Raw genomic sequence first — 19750 nt, 5'->3', positions numbered from 1 at the left:
TTTGTATTTGCCCGACCAGGTAGTCCTATGTCTGACCGCAGCGCCCGTTACCAAGCACTTCAGCAAGCCCTCAAAGAGCGCATACTGATCCTCGATGGCGGCATGGGTACTATGATCCAAAGCTACCGCCTGGAGGAACACGACTATCGTGGCACGCGCTTTGCCGACTGGCCTAGCGACGTCAAGGGTAACAACGACCTGCTGCTGCTTTCGCGCCCCGACGTGATCGCGGCCATCGAGAAAGCCTACCTGGATGCCGGCGCCGACATCCTCGAAACCAACACCTTCAACGCCACCCAGGTATCCCAGGCCGACTACGGCATGGAATCGCTGGTGTACGAACTCAATGTGGAAGGTGCGCGCATCGCCCGCCAGGTGGCCGATGCCAAGACCCTCGAAACCCCCGACAAGCCGCGCTTCGTCGCCGGGGTGCTGGGCCCCACCAGCCGGACCTGCTCGATCTCCCCGGATGTCAACGACCCCGGCTACCGCAACGTCACCTTCGACCTGCTGGTGGAAAACTACATCGAGGCCACCCGCGGCCTGATCGAGGGCGGCGCCGACCTGATCCTGATCGAGACCATCTTCGACACCCTCAATGCCAAGGCGGCGATCTTCGCCGTGCAGCAGGTGTTCGAGGACGACGGCATCGAGCTGCCGATCATGATCTCGGGCACCATCACCGACGCCTCGGGCCGTACCCTCTCGGGCCAGACCACCGAGGCGTTCTGGAACTCGGTGCGCCACGCCAACCCGATCTCGGTGGGCCTGAACTGCGCACTGGGCGCCAAGGACCTGCGCCCCTACCTCGAAGAGCTGTCGAACAAGGCCGGCACCCACGTTTCGGCGCACCCCAACGCCGGCCTGCCGAACGCCTTCGGCGAGTACGACGAGACCCCGGCCGAAACCGCCGCGGTGATCGAAGAGTTCGCCGCCAGTGGCTTTCTGAACATCATCGGCGGTTGCTGCGGCACCACCCCGGGGCATATCCAGGCCATCGCCGAGGCAGTGGCCAAGTACCCGCCACGGGCGATCCCCGAGATTCCCAGGGCCTGCCGCCTGTCGGGCCTGGAGCCGTTCACCATCGACCGCAGCTCGCTGTTCGTCAACGTCGGCGAACGCACCAACATCACAGGTTCCGCCCGCTTCGCGCGGCTGATCCGTGAAGAGAACTACACCGAGGCGCTGGAAGTGGCGCTGCAGCAGGTCGAGGCCGGCGCCCAGGTGATCGACATCAACATGGACGAAGGGATGCTCGATTCCCAGGCGGCCATGGTCAAGTTCCTCAACCTGATCGCCGGCGAACCCGACATCTCCCGGGTGCCGATCATGATCGACTCCTCCAAGTGGGAAGTGATCGAGGCCGGCCTCAAGTGCATCCAGGGCAAGGGCATCGTCAACTCGATCTCGATGAAGGAAGGTGTCGAGGCGTTCAAGCACCATGCCCGCCTGTGCAAGCGCTACGGCGCCGCCGTGGTGGTGATGGCCTTCGACGAGGTCGGCCAGGCCGATACCGCCGCCCGCAAGCGCGAGATCTGCAAGCGCAGCTACGACATCCTGGTCGATGAGGTGGGCTTCCCGCCCGAAGACATCATCTTCGACCCGAACATCTTCGCCGTGGCCACCGGCATCGAGGAACACAACAACTACGCGGTGGACTTCATCGAGGCCTGTGCCTACATCCGCGACCACCTGCCGTATGCACTGACCTCCGGCGGGGTATCCAACGTGTCGTTCTCGTTCCGTGGCAACAACCCGGTGCGCGAGGCGATCCACTCGGTGTTCCTCTACCACGCGATCCAGAACGGCCTGACCATGGGCATCGTCAACGCCGGCCAGCTGGAGATCTACGACGAGATCCCGGCGCTGCTGCGCGAGAAGGTCGAGGACGTGGTGCTCAACCGCACCCCCGACGGCACCGATGCGCTGCTGGCGATTGCCGACGACTACAAGGGCGGCGGCGCGGTCAAGGAGGTCGAGAACGAGGAGTGGCGTTCGCTGCCGGTGGACAAGCGCCTCGAGCACGCCCTGGTCAAAGGCATCACCGCGTTCATCGTCGAGGACACCGAGGAGTGCCGCCAGCAGTGCGCGCGCCCCATCGAGGTGATCGAGGGGCCGCTGATGAGCGGCATGAACGTGGTGGGCGACCTGTTCGGCGCAGGCAAGATGTTCCTGCCCCAGGTGGTCAAGTCGGCGCGGGTGATGAAGCAGGCGGTGGCTCACCTGATCCCGTTCATCGAACTGGAAAAAGGCGACAAGCCCGAGGCCAAGGGCAAGATCCTGATGGCCACGGTCAAGGGCGACGTGCACGATATCGGCAAGAACATCGTCGGCGTGGTGCTCGGCTGCAACGGCTACGACATCGTCGACCTGGGCGTGATGGTACCGGCCGAGAAGATCCTGCAGGTGGCGCGCGAGCAGAAGTGCGACATCATCGGCCTGTCGGGGCTGATCACCCCGTCGCTGGACGAAATGGTGCACGTGGCCCGCGAGATGCAGCGCCAGGACTTCCACCTGCCGCTGATGATCGGGGGGGCAACCACCTCCAAGGCGCATACCGCGGTGAAGATCGAGCCCAAGTACAGCAACGACGCGGTGGTCTACGTGACCGACGCCTCGCGTGCGGTGGGCGTGGCCACGCAGTTGCTGTCCAAAGAGCTCAAGCCGGCCTTCGTGCACAAGACCCGCGAGGACTACGTGGAGGTGCGCGAACGCACCGCCAACCGCAGCGCGCGCACCGAGCGCCTGAGCTATGCGCAGTCGATCGAGGCCAAGCCGAAATACGACTGGTCTGCCTACCAGCCGGTGGCACCAACCTTTACCGGTACCCGCGTGCTGGAGAACATCGACCTCAAGGTGCTGGCCGAGTACATCGACTGGACGCCGTTCTTCATCTCCTGGGACCTGGCTGGCAAGTACCCGCGCATCCTCAACGACGAGGTGGTGGGCGAAGCGGCCACCGCCCTGTTCGCCGATGCACAGGAAATGCTGGCCAAGCTGATCGACGAGAAGCTGATCAGTGCCCGCGCGGTGTTCGGCTTCTGGCCGGCCAACCAGGTGGCGCACGACGACATCGAGGTGTACGGCGATGACGGCCAGCCCCTGGCCCTGCTGCACCACCTGCGCCAGCAGACGATCAAGCCCGACAGCAAGCCCAATTTCTGCCTGGCCGACTTCGTGGCGCCCAAGGACAGCGGCATCACCGACTACGTGGGCGGCTTCATCACCACCGCCGGCATCGGCGCCGAGGAAGTGGCCAAGGCCTACCAGGACAAGGGCGACGACTACAGCTCGATCATGGTCAAGGCCCTGGCCGACCGCCTGGCCGAGGCCTGCGCCGAGTGGCTGCACGAGCAGGTGCGCAAGGAGTACTGGGGCTATGCCAAGGACGAGCACCTGGACAACGAGGCGCTGATCAAGGAGCAGTACGCGGGTATCCGCCCTGCCCCGGGCTACCCGGCGTGCCCGGACCACACCGAGAAGGAAACCCTGTTCCGCCTGCTCGACGGCACGGCGATCGGCGAGACCGGCCCGAGCGGCGTGTTCCTCACCGAGCACTTCGCGATGTTCCCGGCGGCGGCGGTCAGCGGCTGGTACTTTGCCCACCCGCAGGCGCAGTACTTTGCCGTGGGCAAGGTCGACAAGGATCAGGTCCAGAGCTACACCGCGCGCAAGGGGCAGGACCTGGCGGTAACCGAGCGCTGGCTGGCGCCCAACCTGGGGTACGACAACTAAGCGCTGGTGAGGTAAGGGTCTACACTGAGCTGAAGCCTTTTACAGGAGCAGATCATGGAAGACCCGGCCAAACACAAACCGCCGACCTTCTGGCAAATGCTGCACAGCGTGCTGGCTGCAGCCTTTGGCGTGCAGACCGGCAAGAACCGCGCCCGCGACTTCACCCACGGCAAGCCCGCGCACTTCATTGCGCTGGGCACGGCCTTCACGCTGGTGTTCATCCTGGTGCTGATAGGGCTGGTTCAGCTGGCGATGCACCTCACCGCCCGCTGAGGCGACCGCGTTGGCGCCTTCGCCGGCAACGCCGGCTCCTACAGGTCATGTGTGGCCCTGTGGGAGCCGGCCTTGCCGGCGAAAAGGCCGGTACAGCCTCAGGGCTCCAGCCCGATCCCGCGCAGTATCACACTGGTCACCGTCTGCAACGCCCGCTCGAACTGCGGTTCGCTCAGCGGCTGGTGCGCGTTGAGCAGGTTCACCTGGTGGCTGAAGTCGGCATAGTGCTGGGTCGAGGCCCAGATCATGTACAGCAGCCCCGAGGGCTCCACCGGCAGAATCCGCCCGTCCTCGACCCACTGGCGAATCTTGCCCTCCTTGAGCTTGGCCCATCCGTACAGGCTGTCATCCAGCGCCGCCCCCAGGTGCGGCGCACCGTGGATGATCTCGTTCGCCCACACCTTGGAGCCGTGCGGGCGGGTCCAGGAATGGTTCATCTTGGCGCGGATATAGGTGCTGAGCACGATGCGCGGGTCATCGTAGAGCTCGAAGCACAGGGCGTCCTGCTTCCACACTTCCAGCAAGCCGAACAGCACCGCCTGGTACAGCTCGGCCTTGGTGCTGAAGTAATAGTGCACGTTGCTGCGCGGCAGCGCGGCGGCCTCGGCGATGTCGGCCATGGCCGTGCCGGCAAAGCCCTTCTCGGCAAAGACCTTTTCTGCTGCCAGCAGGATGCTGTCGACATTGCGTTGGCGAATGCTGTGCTTGTGCGCGGCCATGGGCGGGTCCGTTGCGGATGACCCTGCAAGGCTACCACCGCCAGGGCGATTCGTGCCGCACGCTCAAAAAAGTTGTGCCGCGGGCGGTGTTTTTCAGCGCCGTGCGCTGTCCGATACTGCGCCTCACCGCATTACATCCCAAAGAAGAGGACGCACTCCATGACTATTCCCCTGCTCGGCCTGGGCACCTTCCGGCTCAAGGACCAGGTGGTCATCGACTCGGTCAGCCAGGCCCTCGAACTGGGCTATCGGGCCATCGACACCGCGCAGATCTACGGCAACGAGGCCGACGTCGGGCACGCCATCGCCGCCAGCGGCGTTGCACGCAACGAGCTGTTCCTGACCAGCAAGATCTGGACCGAGAACCTGGGCGCCGACAAGCTGATACCCAGCCTGAAAGAGAGCCTGCACAAGCTGGGCACCGACTATCTGGACCTGACCCTGATCCATTGGCCGTCGCCCAAGGGCGCCGTGCCGGTGGCCGAGTTCATGGGCGCCCTGCTCGAAGCGAAGCGCCAGGGCCTGACCCGCCAGATCGGCGTGTCCAACTTCACCATCGCCTTGCTGCGTCAGGCCATCGAGGTGGTGGGCGCCGAACAGATCGCCACCAACCAGATCGAGCTGCACCCCTACCTGCAGAACCGCACCCTGGTGGATTTCATGCACGAACAGGGCATCGCGGTGACCTCCTACATGACCCTGGGCTATGGCAAGGTGCTGCACGATCCGCTGATCCAGCAGATCGCCGAACGCCATGGCGCCACCCCGGCGCAGGTGGCCCTGGCCTGGGCGATGCAGCTGGGCTATGCGGTGATCCCCTCCTCGACCCGGCGTGAAAACCTGGCCAGCAACCTGAAGGCAGCGCAGCTGCGCCTGAGCGAACAGGACATGGCGCAGATTGCCGGCCTGGACAAGGGCGAGCGCCTGGTCGACCCCGAGTCGCTTGCACCCGCCTGGGACTGATCAACCGCGGTCGGTGCACACCTTGGCCAGTTTCAGGTACTGCACGGTGTGCTGCCGGCCGGCAGAGTCCACGTAGGTCATGTACGCCTTCACCACGTCGCAGACCTCGGTGGCCGGCTCGTCCAGTTGCACCACGCGCGCCACGTCCAGTGGCATGCCGTACTGATAGACCGTGGTCGTCTGGGCCTGGGCGGCACCGGCCAGCAACAGCGCCAGGGGCAGCAGCGTTCGCAGCGTCATGACAGTTCTCCCGTGAAATGGAAGGCACGCCCGGCACCGGCGCGCGCCGACCCTTTCAGTGTGGTGCCATGCCTGCCCTGGCGTCGCTTTCGCGGATCAACGGCATGCCCATCGCCTGCGCATAGCCGCTGGGGGCGAAGCGCCAGGTCACCAGCAGCATCAGCAGCACCGTCACGCTCAGCAGCAGCCAGGAGGCCTGGAAGTCGCCGCTGACGTCGCGCAACCAGCCGGTGACGTAAGGCACGATGCCGGTGATGATGAAGCCCACGCCCTGCACGAACGCCGCCAGCGCCCCCGCACTGGCGGGGGCCTTGAGGTGCTCGAGGGTCAGCGTGAGGCTGAGGCTGAAGCACGCGCCCAGGCCGAAGCCGATCAGGGCCACCCATAGCCCGGCGATTGCCGGGGCCAGCAGCAGGCCGACAAAGCCTGTCAGTTGCACGGTCAACGCCAGCCACAGGCCGGGGCGCCGATCCACCAGGCGACGCAGCAGCAAGGGCAGCCCGAGGGCGCCGGCCACCTGGAACACGGTCATCAGCCCCACCAGCTCGCCACCGCCCTGGGCACTGCCGCCGACCTGCTGGTAGTAGGCCGGCAGCCACGCCACCATGCTGGTGTAGCCGCCATTGATCAGCCCGAAATAGACCGCCAGCAGCCATGCCCGACGGCTGCCGAACAGGTGCCCGCTGGCACCTGCGCCGCCGACCGCCGCTTCGAGCTGCGGGCGCACCCAGGCCCATACCGCGAACGCCAGCAAGGCCGGCAACAGCCAGATGCCCAGGCCTGCCTGCCAGTGCGAGAACTGCTCGGCCACCCGCGGCCCGAGCACGGCGGCGGCCCCGCCGCCGCTCATCAGGGCTGCCGAATACACACCCATGGCCATGGCCAGGCGGTGAGGAAACCAGCGGTTGACCAGCCCCGGCATCAGCGCCTGAATGCAGGCCACCCCAAGCCCGGCCAATGCTGCGCTGGCGATCAGCGCAGCGGCGGAGTCGAGGGTCAGGCGCCAGGCGCAGGCCAGCGCGATGGCGGCCAGCCCGGCGAGCATCGCGCCCTGCTCGCTGACCCAGCGGCGCAACCAGGGTTGCAGCAAGGGCACCAGCCCCATGCACAGCACGGGCAAGGCGGTCAGCAGCGCGGCCTGCTGGTAGCCGATGCCGGTGCTCTGGCGGATGGCCTCCAGCAATGGGCCGATGCTGGTGAGGATGGGGCGCAGGTTCAGCGCCATCACCACCACCAGCAACAGCAGCAAGGTACTGCGAGCCTGCTCGCGCATCACCCCTGCACCTGCCGCCAGGCGGCGTACAGGCCCTGCTCGCCGGCTGGCTTCAGGGGTGCCAGGGGCAGCGACTGCTGCTGCGGCGGGCGTGCCATCTGCGCGTACACCGCTGCCGTCGACAGGCCATAGGGCTCGCCGTCTTCGTTGCTGTAGGCGAACCAGGCGCGCTCGATACCGCACAGGTGCATGGCGGCCAGGCACATCGGGCAGGGGTGGCCGGTGGCGTAGATTTCGCAGCCCTCCAGGCGCGGGCTGCCGAGCACCTGGCTGGCCAGGCGGATGGCCTGGAGTTCGGCGTGGGCGGTCGGGTCCTGGGTCAGGTGGATCTGGTTGACCGCCTCGGCGATCACCCGGCCCTGGTGCACCAGCACCGCCGCGAACGGGCGGCCGCCGGCCTGGATGTTCGCCCGGGCCAGCCCCAGCGCTTGCTGCATGAAATGTTCGTTGGCCATGGTCAGGCTCCTGTCAGGTTCAATGGGCATCGTGGGCCAGCAGCAACTCGACGATCCGCTGCTGGCCGCGTTCCCGGGCGTGCTGCAGGGGCGTCACGCCCTGGCGGTCGGCAAGGTTGACGTCGGCACCGGCGTCGATCAGCAGTTGCACGATGGCCTGGTGGCGCGGGCCGCCATCGCTGAGCAGGATGGCTTCCAGCAGCCCGGTCCAGCCCAGCGAGTTCACGTGGTCGGGTGCAACGCCGGCGGCCAGCAGGCGAGCGACCACCTCGACATGGCCGCGCTCGCATGCGGGGATCAGCGCCGTGCCGCCATAGCGGTTGGTGCTCTTGAGGTCCGCGCCATGGGCCAGGGTCATCTCCAGAATCTGCAACTGGCCTTCGGCGCCGGCCAGCAGATACGGGCTGTCGTGCATCCAGTTGCTGGCGTTGACGTCGGCGCCGGCGTCGATCAACCGGCGCGCCGCCGCCACATGCCCGCCGGCGGTGGCCAGCAGCAGCGGCGTATTGTTGCGCGAGTCGCGCTGATCGACGTCGGCGCCCTGGGCCAGCAAGGCGCCGACGCGGGTGGGGTTGCCGCTGGCGGCCGCTTCGAGCAAGGTGTCGGCCGCCCCGGCGGCCCCGGCGATGCCGAGGCTGGCGCACAGCCCGGCAACCCCGTACATCCAGTGTCTGAGCAATGACATGGCGCCTCCTTTGGTGCAATGAAGCGGGATTATCCGAGGCTTGGGGTGTAGCATGAAATTAATTGATTTCATGCATACCAGTGGGTAATCGAATGCTTGACCCCGTATTGCTGCGCAGCTTCGTGACCGTGGTGGAAACCGGCAATTTCACCCGCGCCGCCGAGCGCCTGCACCTGACCCAGTCGACCATCAGCCAGCAGATCATCCGTCTGGAGCAGCACCTGGGGGTGCGCCTGCTGGATCGCAGCCAGCGCCAGGTGTGGCCGACCGAAGACGGCGAACGCCTGCTGGGGTATGCCCGGCGCCTGCTGCGCCTGGACGAAGAGGCGCGCCAGGCGTTCAGCCCGGTGCAGGCGCAACGGGCGCTACGCCTGGGGGTGCCGGAAGACCTTGCCGGGGAAGTGCTGACCGAGCCATTGAGCCGGTTCATCGGCGAGCGCCCGCATGTGCGCCTGGAGGTCGAGAGCGGGCTGAGCAGCCCGCTGCTGCGCCTGTACCGTGATGGCGAGCTGGACCTGCTGCTGGTCAAGCAATGGGGCGCGGACCGCGACCGCCATGCCGGCTGGCACGAGCCGTTGTCGTGGGTGTGCAGTGCCGGGCAGACGCAGCTGGCCGACCCGGTGCCGCTGGTGGTGTTTCCGGTGGGGGCGCTGTACCGGCAGGAAATGATCAATGCGCTGGAAGCCCGTGGGCGCAGCTGGCGTATCAGCTATTCGAGCACCAGTCTGGCCAGCCTGGGGGCGGCGGTGAGTGCGGGGTTGGGCGTGAGCCTGATACCGACCCGCAGCGTGTTGCCGACCCATCGGGTGCTGGGTGAGGCGCAGGGGTTTACCCCGGTCCAGGGCCTGGAGCTGGCGTTGTACGGGCGCAAGGGGCTGGACGCCGATGGCCTGGCGCTGCGCGAGCTGCTGCAGACCCTGTGCGAGCAGCGCGCAGGGTGTCGAGGGGGCCAGCCCCCTACTCCCCCGCCACCCGCGCCCGGTAGCTCCCCGGGCTCTCCCCCGTCCATTTCTTGAACGCGCGATGAAACGCGCTGGGCTCCTGGAAGCCGGTCTGCTCGGCAATCTGCGCCACGCTCAACACACCATCGCGCAGACACTCGAACGCCAGTGCACGGCGCACCTCGTCCTTGATCTGCTGGTACGAACACCCCTCACGCTCCAACTGCCGGCGAAAACTGCTCGGGCTCAGGCCCTCGGCTGCCGCCATGCCCAGCAAGGTTGGCCACTGCCCGTACTGACGCCCGCGCAGATGCCGGTATACCCGCGCCGCCAATCCGTTCTGGTTGCGGTAGCGCACCACCAGCCACTGCGGCGCACTGCGCAGGAAGGTCTTGAGCGCACCCAGGTCCTGCACCACCGGCAAGCGCAGGTAGTGCGCCGAGAACTCGACCTGGGTGCGGCCACTGCCCAACTGCAGGTTCGGCCCCCACAGCAACGCGTCGTCCTCCAGCACCGCACGCCCGTCGCGCAGTTCGGTACGGTCGATGGCGATGCGCCGCCCCCCCAGCCAGCACAGCAGGCTGACCACCAGCACCAGGAAGGTCTCCTCTGCATATACCCGAGTCTGCGCATCGTCGAAATGCGACTCCAGGCTGATCACCGCACGCTGCCCACGCACCACCAGGCGCCCGCGCACGTCACGCAGGAACAGGCCGAAGTTGCTCAGGCACTGGCGCAAGGCCTTTTCCAGCGTCGGCTCCTGGATCAGCCCACGACAGATCAGGGCGAAACTGCCCAGCGGCATGCCGTGGCTGTCGAGGTTGAAGAATTCGTCGCCCAGGTCTTCAATGAGCAGCAGCCACAGCCGTGCGAACGCCCTGGCCGGCACCCGTGCATCGGGTGCGTCCACCACCGCCGGGTCGATGCCCGCCTGCACCAGCAACGCACTGGCGCGCGCCGGCTGTTGGCGCAGTGTGTGCAGCATGATGTGCACGAAGTACACCGCGACCGAATCGTTTTCCCGCATGACTGTTTCCGCTATGCAGCGTAAGAATATGGCAAAAAGTGCCAGCCTCGCTGGGCAGTTATGGCATAGGCCCAGGCGTGACCTTTGCCTAGACTCGAACCCATCCCGAGCGTGGCCCCGGGCGCCATTCTGGCAGAGCCAGGCAGCGCCCCGCCACGCTTTCGCACACTGGAGTCGCGTATGAACACCCCGAAAATCTATGTAGTGAGCGCCGTTCGCTCGGCCATCGGCACCTTCGGCGGCTCGCTCAAGGACCTGCCCCTGGCCGACCTGGCCACCCAGGTGACCCGCGCCGCCATCGAACGCTCCGGCATTGCCCCCGAACAGATCGGCCACATGGTCATGGGCAACGTGATCCCCACCGAGCCGCGTGACGCGTACCTGGGCCGCGTGGCCGCGATGAACGCCGGCGTACCCAAGGAAACCCCGGCATTCAACGTCAACCGCCTGTGCGGCTCGGGCCTGCAGGCCATCGTCTCGGCCGCGCAGAGCCTGCTGCTGGGCGAGGCCGAGGCGGTGATTGCCGCCGGCGCCGAATCCATGAGCCGCGGCCCGTACCTGCTGCCGCAGGCGCGCTGGGGCGCGCGCATGGGTGACCTGAAGGGTGTCGACTACATGCTGGGCATTCTGCAGGACCCGTTCGAAGGCTTTCACATGGGCATCACCGCCGAGAACGTGGCGGCGAAAAACGGCATCACCCGCCAGATGCAGGACGAGGTGGCCCTGACCAGCCAGCAGCGCGCCGCCCGCGCCATCGCCGAAGGCCGCTTCACCAGCCAGATCGTGCCCATCGAGATCCCGAGCCGCAAAGGTCCGGTACGTTTCGAGGTGGACGAGCATGTGCGTGGCGATGTGAGTGCCGAGCAACTGGCCGGCATGAAGCCTGCCTTCAAGAAGGACGGCACCGTCACCGCCGGCAACGCCAGCGGCCTCAACGACGGCGCCGGCGCCCTGGTGCTGGCCACCGGCGAAATGGTCGAGCGCCTGGGCTTGCGCCCGCTGGCGCGCCTGGTGGCCTATGCACATGCAGGCGTCGAGCCCGAGCTGATGGGCCTGGGCCCGGTGCCGGCCACGCGCAAGGTGCTGGAAAAGGCCGGCCTGAGCGTCGCCGACCTGGACGTGATCGAGTCCAACGAAGCCTTCGCTGCCCAGGCCTGCGCCGTGTCGCGGGAACTGGGCCTGGACCCCGAAAAGGTCAACCCCAACGGCTCGGGCATTTCCCTGGGCCACCCGGTGGGAGCCACCGGGGCCATCATCGCCACCAAGGCGATCCATGAGCTGCAACGTATCCAGGGCCGCTACGCGCTGGCCACCATGTGCATCGGCGGCGGTCAGGGTATCGCCGTCGTGTTCGAACGTGTTTGAGTCGGAGTTAACCGTGAGTATTGAAAACATCGCCGTGATCGGCGCCGGCACCATGGGCAACGGGATTGCCCAGGTGTGTGCAGTGGCCGGCTACCAGGTCACCCTGATCGACGTGTCCGAGGCCGCGCTGGAGCGTGGCCTGGCCACCCTGCGCAAGAACCTGGAGCGCCAGGTCAGCAAGCAGACCCTGCAGGCCGAACAGGCCGAGGCAGCCCTGACGCGCATCGCCACCAGCACCGACTACGCGCAGCTCAAGGGCGCGCAGCTGGTGATCGAGGCAGCCACCGAGAACCTCGCCCTGAAGGTGAAGATTCTGCAGCAGGTGGCCGCCAGCGTGGCCGACGACTGCGTCATCGCCACCAACACCTCGTCGCTGTCGATCACCCAGCTGGGCGCATCGGTGAGCCAGCCCGAACGTTTCATCGGCGTGCACTTCTTCAACCCGGTGCCGATGATGGCGCTGGTCGAGATCATTCGCGGCCTGCAGACCAGCGATGCCACCTACGCCAGCGCCATGGCCCTGACCGAGCGCGTGGGCAAGACCGCCATCAGTGCCGGCAACCGCCCGGGCTTCGTGGTCAACCGCATCCTGGTGCCGATGATCAACGAGGCAATCATGGTGCTGCAGGAAGGCCTGGCCAGCGCCGAGGACATCGACACCGGCATGCGCCTGGGCTGCAACCAGCCCATCGGCCCGCTGGCCCTGGCCGACCTGATCGGCCTGGACACGCTGCTGGCGATCATCGAGTCGTTCCACGACGGCTTCAACGACAGCAAGTACCGCCCCGCTGCCCTGCTCAAGGAAATGGTCGCCGCCGGCTACCTGGGGCGCAAGAGCGGCCGCGGCTTCTTCACCTACTGAGGTACGGGCATGCCGCAGACCTGCGCCGAACGTTGCGCCAACTTTGAAGAACGTCGGGACAAGGCACTCGAACTCTTTGCGGTCAAGGGGTTCGGCCAGGTCAGCATGCGTGAACTGGCCAGCCACCTGGGGCTGACGGCGGGCTCGCTGTATCACCACTTCCCGAGCAAGCAGCACCTGCTGTTCGACCTGATCGAAGAGCTGTTCGAGGAGTTGCTGGCCACCCTGCAGCCCCGTGGGCGCGGCAAGCCCGAGGCCACGGCGTTGAGCCGGGTGATAAAGGCACACTGGGCGCTGCATGCCGAGCGCCCGTTGCAGTTTCGCCTGGCCGAGCGTGACCTGTGCTGCCTGAGCGAGGAACAACAGGCACGCATCGCCCAGCTGCGCCGTGAATACGAAACCCGCCTGTTACAGTTGATCGCCCCTCACGCGGCCCTGCCGCCGCCAGCCCGGGAGGCGACCGGCCATGTCATCGCCACGCTGCTCAACAGCCTGCCCGGCTGGTTGCAGGCCTCACCGCTGGGGCAGCCACAACGCCTGGCGCTGATGGAAAACATGCTGCTGGGGGCGATAGAGCGCACCCTGCAGACCGGTGCGCTGGACGCTGCCGCTTGAACTCACGCCAACGTCAGGCCTATTTCAGGAGTTCCTGAATCTGGTCGCGCAGGCTGTCCAGGTCGAACGGCTTGGCCAGGATCGGTGCCTTGAACGCGATCGGGCTGCCCGACTCGCGGATCTCCGCCGGGTAGCCACTGATGAAGATCACCTTCAGGTCCGGGCGCAGCTTGACCGCAGGTTCGGCGATCTGTACCCCTGAAATGCCGCCCGGCAGGCGGAAGTCGGTCACGATAAGGTCCAGGTGCGGCTTGCTGGCCAGGATCTTGAATGCCTGCTCGCCATCTTCGGCCACCAGCACGTGATAGCCCTCGCCTTGAAGATAGTCCTTCAGGATCATGCGAATGACCGGTTCGTCTTCGACGACCAGTACTACATCTTGCGCATCTTCACTCATGCCAATGCCTTCAACTCGTATTTGATTCATGGGGGATCGCTATACGACCCCGGCCTCACGCAGAGGTTGCCTGCTGCGCGCCACTTTCTTGCGGGCTGCGTACCAGTGGCAGGCGCACGCTGAATGTCGCGCCCTGGCCCTCGGTACTGCTGACCGTGATGCTGCCGCCATGGGCCAGCACGATCTGTTCGGAAATATACAGGCCCAGCCCCAGGCCGGCACTGCTCTGGTTGGAGCATACCCGCTCGAACTGCTGGAAGATGCGCTGCTGGTTCTCGGCACTGATGCCGATGCCATGGTCGCGCACCTGCACGCAGGCCATGCCCTGTTCCTCGAACACGCGCACCTGCACCGGCGACTTGGCGCCATAGCGCAGGGCGTTGGTGAGCAGGTTGGCGATCACCTGCTCGATACGAAACTCGTCCCAGTAGCCGACCAGTTCGGCGCCGGCCTGCAGGCTGATGCTCGAGTCGACCGCAGCCGCCTGGGCGGCGAAGTTCTCGACCAGGCCGCTGACCAGCTGGCACAGGTCGAACGATGCGGGCCGGATCGACAGCTTGCCGGTACGGATGCGCGACACGTCGAGCATGTCTTCGATCAGCCGGATCAGGCTGTTGATCTGGCGCTCGTCACGCTCGACCATGGCGTGCATCTTGTCCAGGGTGAAGGCATCGGCGTTGTTGCGCGCCAGGTGCAGCTTGCGCAGCTGGGTCTCCAGTATCAGACCGTTGAGCGGTGTGCGCACCTCGTGGGAGACGATCGACATGAAGTCGTCGCGCATGCGTACGGCGTGCTCCAGCTCGCTGCGCGTGACCTGCAGCTGCGCCAGCAGCAGCTCCTGCTCCTGGCGGCTGCGCTCCAGGGCCTCCAGCTGCTGGCCGAGGGCCTTGCGCTGGCGGTACAGGTCGATGAACACCGCCACCTTGCTCTTCACCGCCTGGGTGTCCAGCGGCTTGTGCAGGAAGTCCACCGCGCCGCTCTCGTAGCCCTTGAAGGCGTAGTTCATCTCGCGCGCCGCAGCGCTCACGAACACGATGGGAATGTTCTTGGTCTTTTCCGTACCGCGCATCATCTCGGCCAGTTCGAAACCGTTCATCCCGGGCATCTGGACGTCGAGGATGGCCAGTGCGAACTCGTGCTCGAGCAACAGCGACAACGCATGGTCGGCCGATTGCGCCTGGTACACGTTGCGGTCCGGCCCCTTGATCAGCGCCTCGAGCGCCAGCAGGTTTTCCGGCAGGTCGTCGACGATCAGCAGGTTTGCTTGGATATGGCTTAGCATGCACGTGGTTCCAGCTTGGCGAGCAATTGCCCGATGCCATTCAATGGGAGTATGTGGTCGGGCCGGTGCAGCGCCAGCGCCGCCTCGGGCATGACCGCGACTTGCGCCTCATGCGGGTCCTGAATCAGGGTAGTACCGCCGTGCTCCTTGATGCGCGCCAGCCCGCGCGCTCCGTCTTCGTTGGCGCCGGTCAGCAACACGCCGACCAGGCCGTCGCCATAGGCATCGGCGGCCGACTCGAAGAGGATGTCGATCGAGGGGCGGGAAAAGTGCACGCGGTCCTCCTGGCTCAGGGACAGGCTGCGGTCACGCTCCACCGACAGGTGATAGCCGGGGCCGGCCACGTAGATCATCCCCGGCACCACGCTTTCCTTGTCGCGGGCCTCCTGCACGGGGCGCTGCAAGCGGCGGCTGAAGACTTCGGCCAGCTGGCTGTGGCGGTCGTCGGGCAGGTGCAGCACGCACAGCAGCGCAATGGCGTAGTCGGCGGGCAAGGCGGCAAACACCGTGAGCAGCGCCGACACGCCCCCGGCTGAAGCCCCCACCACGATCGCATCGGTGCCTTTCATGACTTTCGGTAGATCCGTTCTGGCTTGACCAGCGCGTCGAAGCGGTTGGCGTAAGCGGAAAAATCCAGGGTTTCCTTGCTGCCCAGCACCAGAAAGCCACGGTGGCACAGCGAGTCGTGAAACAGACCGAAGGCCCGGTCCTGCAGGGTCTTGTTGAAGTAGATGAGCACGTTGCGGCACGAGATCAGCTGGGTTTCGGAGAACACGCTGTCGGTGGCCAGGCTGTGGTCGGCGAAGGTCACGTTTTCGCGCAGGCTGCTGTCGATGATCGCGTTGCCATAGGCGGCAGTGTAGTAGTCGCTGAAGGCCCGGCGCCCGCCGGCCTTCTGGTAGTTCTCGGTGTACTCGCGCATGTTCTGCATCGAGTAGATGCCCTGCTTGGCCTTTTCCAGCGAGCTGGGGTTGATGTCGGTGGCGTAGATGATGGTGCGTTCGAGCAACCCTTCTTCGCGCAGCAGGATGGCCATGGAGTAGACCTCCTCGCCCGTGCTGCAGCCGGCAATCCAGATCTTGATCGAGGGCCAGGTCTTGAGGTGCGGCACCACCTCCTCGCGCAGCGCGAGGAAGTGACCGGGGTCGCGAAACATCTCGCTCACCGGGATGGTGAGGTACTGCAGCAACTGCATGAACACACTCGGGTCGTGCAGCACCCGTTCCTGCAGGGCCGACACCGTGGCACATTCGAACTGGCGCACGGCATGCAGCACCCGGCGCTTGATCGAAGCGCCGGAATAGTCGCGAAAGTCATAGCTGTACTTGAGGTAGATCGCCTCGATCAGCAGCCGGATTTCAATGTCGGTGTTACGTTCGATACTCAAATTCGCTCCAGTTGCGGCAGCCATACCCGAATCAGGGAGAACAGCCGGTCCAGCTCTATCGGCTTGGCCAGGTAGTCGTTGGCGCCGGCCTGCAGGCAGCGCTCCTGGTCATCCTTCATGGCCTTGGCGGTGACGGCGATGATCGGCAGCTTGCGCCAGCGCGGGTCCTTGCGAATGCGCCGGGTGGCTTCATAGCCGTCCATCTCCGGCATCATCACGTCCATCAGCACCAGGTCGATATCGCTGACCTGCTCGAGTTTTTCGATGGCCTCGCGGCCATTGCGACCGATCTCCACGATCGCGCCCTTGTGCTCCAGCGCACTGGTGAGGGCGAAGATGTTGCGCACGTCGTCGTCCACCAGCAGGATCTTGCGCCCCTCGAACACCTTGTCGCGGCTGCGCGCGGTCTTGAGCATGCGCTGACGTTCATGGGACAGCGTCGACTCGACTTTGTGCAGAAACAGCGTGACTTCATCCAGCAACCGCTCGGGTGAACGCGCGCCCTTGATGATGATCGAGCGCGAGTACTTGAGCAGGTCGGCCTCTTCGTCGCGGGTCAGGTTGCGCCCGGTGTAGACGATCACCGGCGGGAACGAGCGGATATCGTCGGCGGTCATGCGCTTGAGCAGCTCGTTGCCGAGCATGTCGGGCAGCTTGAGGTCGATGATCATGCAGTCGTAGATGTTCTCGCGCAGCAGCTCCAGGGCTTCCTGGGCCATGCCCACCGCGGTGATCTTGATGTCTTCGTCGCCGATCAGGCGGGCGATGCTTTCGCGCTGCAGGTCATCGTCTTCCACCAGCAGGATGTGCTTGAGCTTCTGGGTCAGCTTGGCTTCCAGGCGGCCGAACACGGCCTTGAGCTCCTCACGGCTGGTGGGCTTGACCGCATAGCCGATCGCGCCCATGTGCATGGCCGCCTCGACACGGTCCTCGACCGAGATGATGTGCACCGGTATGTGCCGGGTGGACGCCTGCTCCTTGAGCCGCTGCAGCACGGTAAGGCCGGAATGGTCGGGCAGGCGCATGTCCAGCAGGATGGCGTCGGGGATGTAGCTGGCCGCCAGTTCGAAGCCTTCGTCGGCGGCCTGGGCCACCAGGCAGCTGTAGCCCAGTTCGTGGGCCAGGTCGAAGAGGATGCGGGCAAAGTTGGGCTCGTCCTCGATCACCAGGATGCAGCGGTTGCTGAACGGTGCCAGGTGACGGTCGTCGGCGAAGCTGGCCGCCGGACGCGGGGCTTCGGCGGCCGGCAGCACGACGGGGGCCGCCACGGGCAACGGCGCGGCGGCGCGGGCCACCAGTGCCAGCGGCTGCGCCTCGACGCTCGGCTCGTACGACTCGGGCAGTATCAGGCTGAACACGCTGCCCTGGCCCAGTTGGCTTTCGACACGGATCTGGCCGCCCAGCAACTGCGCCAGGTCACGGGAAATCGACAGCCCCAGGCCCGTGCCTCCGTAGCGCCGGTTGGTAGTGCCGTCGGCCTGGTGGAAGGCTTCGAAGATGCTCTGCTGCTGGTCGTCGGCAATGCCGATGCCACTGTCGCGCACCGAGAACACGATGCCGGTGCCGGCCTGGTAGCCGATGGTCAGCGCCACCTGGCCGCGCTCGGTGAACTTCAGCGCGTTGGACAGCAGGTTCTTGAGGATCTGCTCCAGGCGCTGTCGATCGGTGAACAGGGTGGCCGGCACCTGCGGCTCTACGGTGACGCTGAAGGCCAGCTGCTTCTGCTGCGCCAGCGGCTCGAACAGGCTGCGCAGGCCTTCGGCCATGCGGCTGATGTGGGTGGTTTCGGCGCGTACATCGAGCTTGCCGGCCTCGACCTTGGCGATGTCGAGAATGTCGTTGATCAGGTTGAGCAGGTCGTTGCCGGCCGAATAGATCGACTCGGCGAACTTGACCTGCTCGGCGCTGAGGTTGTCCTGCGGGTTCTCGGCCAGCAGCTTGGCCAGGATCAGCGAGCTGTTGAGCGGGGTGCGCAGCTCGTGGGACATGTTGGCGAGGAATTCGGACTTGTACTTGCTCGAGCGCTGCAGTTCCTCTGCACGCTCCTGCAACTCGACCTGCACCCGGTTCAGCTCGCCGTTCTTGCGGTCCAGCGCATCGCGCTGCTCGGCCAGCGCGTCGGTACGCTCGGCCAGTTGCTCGTTGGTCTGCTCCAGCTCGGCCTGCTGCGTCTCCAGATGGGCCTGGGACTCCTTGAGCACCCGGGACTGTTCCTCGAGCTCTTCGTTGGCGGTCTTGAGCTCTTCCTGCTGCACCTGCAGCTCTTCGTTGAGCTGCTGGGTTTCGGCCAGCACTTCCTGCAGGCGCTGGCGATAGCGCGCACTCTCGATGGAGGTGCCCAGGTTGTCGGCCAACCGCTCGAGAAACTCGATGTCGCGGTCCTCCACTGCGCGCAGAAAGCCCAGCTCGACCACGCCATTGACCTGGCCGTCGTTGATCGCCGGAATCACCAGCACGTTGCGCGGGCAACCCTCGCCCAGCCCGGAGCTGACCTTGAAGTAGTCCTGCGGCACCTCGTCCAGGCGCATCAGGCGACGCTGCGCCACGGCCTGGGCAAGGATGCCCTCCTGGGCGCCGACGACCTGCTCCTGCCCCTGCTGCTCGCGGGAGAAGCCGTAGCTGGCCACGCGGCGCAGGCTGCCATGCTCGTCGCGCACGTACACGGCCGCCACCACGCTGCCCAGGTAATGGGCGAAGAACTGCAGGATGTTGTTGCCCAGCATCGGCAGGGTCAGTTGCCCCAGCACCTGCTCGGCCAGACGCGATTGCCCGGCGCGCTGCCAGGCCTGCTGTTCGAGGCGCTCGGCAGCGCGCTGCTGGGCCTCCAGGTTGGCCGCGTAGTTGCTGGACAGGTTGAGCAGGTCGCGGCGGCCGATGTAGGCCAGCAATGCGCTGAGCAGCACCACGAAGGCCAGGTAAAGGGAAATGGACCACTTCGTGGTGTTGCTGACCTGATCGTTGCGGGCAAGACGCAGCTGTTGCTCCATCGCGACGAAATCGTCGAACTCCTTGCGGATCTCGTCGGTCAGGCGCTTGCCCTGACCGAGCTTGATGGGCGTGCGGTAGTCGTCGTTGGCGCGGCGCAGGGCGATCATGTCCTTGCCGAAGTTGTTCCAGGCGGCCTGCAGGGCTTGCAGGCGGCTCAGGCGGTCGACCTGCTGCGGGTTGTCGGCCACCAGTTCCTTGAGCGTCTCGAGTTCGGCCTGTATGCGTGGCTTGGCCACTTCATAGGGGTCGAGGAACTGCTCGTCGCCAGTGAGCAGGAACCCGCGCATGCCGGTTTCCATGTCGATGGACAGCTTGACCGCCTCGTTGGCGTTGTTGATCACCCGGTCGGTGTGGGCGACCCACTGGATGACCGACAGCAGGTAGGCAATCACGGCGACGAAAACCACCGCACTGATCAGACCGACCCCCAGGGGCAGGCCGATGTTGCGGCTCAGCAGCTTGCGAAAGCTCTGCTGATCGGTCGAGGCTGGTTGACTCATTGGAAAGGCCCGAGCAAGTAGACGAACGAAAGAGTGTGACGGA

Annotated in this window: 18 protein-coding genes; 7 read left to right on the top strand and 11 right to left on the bottom strand. The window is 65.9% G+C overall.

Going from position 1 to position 19750, the window contains the following annotated elements:
- The first annotated feature begins 27 nt into the window (after nucleotides 1–27).
- The gene (metH, locus tag NP552_RS17270) at nucleotides 28–3735 is read left to right on the top strand and encodes a methionine synthase (RefSeq protein ID WP_058540347.1); all 3708 of its coding nucleotides are present in this window, start codon (nucleotides 28–30) and stop codon (nucleotides 3733–3735) included.
- Nucleotides 3736–3789: 54 nt separating this feature from the next.
- Nucleotides 3790–4008 carry a DUF2970 domain-containing protein gene (locus NP552_RS17265; protein ID WP_100632581.1) on the top strand — a complete coding sequence of 73 codons (219 nt, stop codon included), beginning with the start codon at nucleotides 3790–3792 and terminating at the stop codon, nucleotides 4006–4008.
- 98 nt (nucleotides 4009–4106) lie between these two features.
- Here NP552_RS17265 and NP552_RS17260 read toward each other — a convergent pair whose 3' ends face one another.
- Nucleotides 4107–4727, bottom strand: a complete 621-nt coding sequence (locus tag NP552_RS17260; protein WP_043864081.1) for a TetR/AcrR family transcriptional regulator — start codon at nucleotides 4725–4727, stop codon at nucleotides 4107–4109.
- A 159-nt stretch (nucleotides 4728–4886) separates the two neighbouring features.
- On the opposite strand from NP552_RS17260, the gene dkgB reads away from it, so the two are divergent.
- Nucleotides 4887–5690: a 2,5-didehydrogluconate reductase DkgB gene (gene dkgB / locus NP552_RS17255; protein WP_043864082.1), complete on the top strand. Its 804-nt coding sequence runs from the start codon at nucleotides 4887–4889 to the stop codon at nucleotides 5688–5690.
- Here dkgB and NP552_RS17250 read toward each other — a convergent pair whose 3' ends face one another.
- From NP552_RS17250 to NP552_RS17235, 4 genes are read right to left on the bottom strand one after another with little or no spacing between them, the layout of a single operon-like run.
- Nucleotides 5691–5930, bottom strand: a complete 240-nt coding sequence (locus NP552_RS17250) for a DUF2790 domain-containing protein (protein WP_078481167.1) — start codon at nucleotides 5928–5930, stop codon at nucleotides 5691–5693. It lies immediately after the preceding gene.
- A gap of 55 nt (nucleotides 5931–5985) precedes the next feature.
- The gene (locus NP552_RS17245) at nucleotides 5986–7203 is read right to left on the bottom strand and encodes a cyanate transporter (RefSeq protein WP_210014112.1); all 1218 of its coding nucleotides are present in this window, start codon (nucleotides 7201–7203) and stop codon (nucleotides 5986–5988) included.
- Entirely contained in the window at nucleotides 7203–7658 is a 456-nt protein-coding gene (locus NP552_RS17240) for a nucleoside deaminase (RefSeq protein ID WP_054914318.1), read from the bottom strand. The genes NP552_RS17245 and NP552_RS17240 overlap by 1 nt, the downstream gene beginning before the upstream one ends.
- 19 nt (nucleotides 7659–7677) lie before the next feature.
- Entirely contained in the window at nucleotides 7678–8343 is a 666-nt protein-coding gene (locus NP552_RS17235; protein ID WP_080922938.1) for an ankyrin repeat domain-containing protein, read from the bottom strand.
- A 92-nt stretch (nucleotides 8344–8435) separates the two neighbouring features.
- Between NP552_RS17235 and NP552_RS17230 the strand changes: the two genes are divergently transcribed.
- Entirely contained in the window at nucleotides 8436–9359 is a 924-nt protein-coding gene (locus NP552_RS17230; RefSeq protein ID WP_078481171.1) for a LysR substrate-binding domain-containing protein, read from the top strand.
- Here the strand turns inward: NP552_RS17230 and NP552_RS17225 are convergent.
- The gene (locus NP552_RS17225; protein WP_058540352.1) at nucleotides 9301–10311 is read right to left on the bottom strand and encodes an AraC family transcriptional regulator; all 1011 of its coding nucleotides are present in this window, start codon (nucleotides 10309–10311) and stop codon (nucleotides 9301–9303) included. The two genes, NP552_RS17230 and NP552_RS17225, sit on opposite strands and share 59 nt — an antisense overlap.
- Before the next feature lie 180 nt (nucleotides 10312–10491).
- On the opposite strand from NP552_RS17225, the gene NP552_RS17220 reads away from it, so the two are divergent.
- The 3 genes from NP552_RS17220 to NP552_RS17210 are packed head-to-tail and all read left to right on the top strand — an operon-like array spanning nucleotide 10492 to nucleotide 13153.
- Nucleotides 10492–11676 carry an acetyl-CoA C-acyltransferase family protein gene (locus NP552_RS17220; RefSeq protein WP_274096950.1) on the top strand — a complete coding sequence of 395 codons (1185 nt, stop codon included), beginning with the start codon at nucleotides 10492–10494 and terminating at the stop codon, nucleotides 11674–11676.
- 13 nt (nucleotides 11677–11689) lie between these two features.
- Nucleotides 11690–12538: a 3-hydroxybutyryl-CoA dehydrogenase gene (locus tag NP552_RS17215; protein ID WP_043861758.1), complete on the top strand. Its 849-nt coding sequence runs from the start codon at nucleotides 11690–11692 to the stop codon at nucleotides 12536–12538.
- Nucleotides 12539–12547: 9 nt separating this feature from the next.
- Nucleotides 12548–13153 carry a TetR/AcrR family transcriptional regulator gene (locus NP552_RS17210; protein WP_043861757.1) on the top strand — a complete coding sequence of 202 codons (606 nt, stop codon included), beginning with the start codon at nucleotides 12548–12550 and terminating at the stop codon, nucleotides 13151–13153.
- Nucleotides 13154–13172: 19 nt separating this feature from the next.
- Here the strand turns inward: NP552_RS17210 and NP552_RS17205 are convergent, their stop codons facing one another.
- The 5 genes from NP552_RS17205 to NP552_RS17185 are packed head-to-tail and all read right to left on the bottom strand — an operon-like array spanning nucleotide 13173 to nucleotide 19707.
- Nucleotides 13173–13550, bottom strand: a complete 378-nt coding sequence (locus NP552_RS17205; protein WP_043861756.1) for a response regulator — start codon at nucleotides 13548–13550, stop codon at nucleotides 13173–13175.
- A 55-nt stretch (nucleotides 13551–13605) separates the two neighbouring features.
- The gene (locus NP552_RS17200; RefSeq protein WP_043861755.1) at nucleotides 13606–14832 is read right to left on the bottom strand and encodes a hybrid sensor histidine kinase/response regulator; all 1227 of its coding nucleotides are present in this window, start codon (nucleotides 14830–14832) and stop codon (nucleotides 13606–13608) included.
- Entirely contained in the window at nucleotides 14826–15401 is a 576-nt protein-coding gene (locus NP552_RS17195; protein WP_043861754.1) for a chemotaxis protein CheB, read from the bottom strand. The genes NP552_RS17200 and NP552_RS17195 overlap by 7 nt, the downstream gene beginning before the upstream one ends.
- The gene (locus NP552_RS17190; RefSeq protein ID WP_043861753.1) at nucleotides 15398–16219 is read right to left on the bottom strand and encodes a CheR family methyltransferase; all 822 of its coding nucleotides are present in this window, start codon (nucleotides 16217–16219) and stop codon (nucleotides 15398–15400) included. Before NP552_RS17190 ends, NP552_RS17195 begins: the two co-directional genes overlap by 4 nt.
- Complete coding sequence (locus tag NP552_RS17185; protein WP_054914314.1) at nucleotides 16216–19707, bottom strand: response regulator; 3492 nt, start codon at nucleotides 19705–19707, stop codon at nucleotides 16216–16218. The genes NP552_RS17190 and NP552_RS17185 overlap by 4 nt, the downstream gene beginning before the upstream one ends.
- Nucleotides 19708–19750 lie beyond the last annotated feature (43 nt).

Source organism: Pseudomonas sp. 8209 (genome assembly GCF_028682105.1).
Taxonomy (GTDB): Bacteria; Pseudomonadota; Gammaproteobacteria; order Pseudomonadales; family Pseudomonadaceae; genus Aquipseudomonas; species Aquipseudomonas palmensis.
This window is presented reverse-complemented; position numbering and strand designations above follow the sequence as displayed.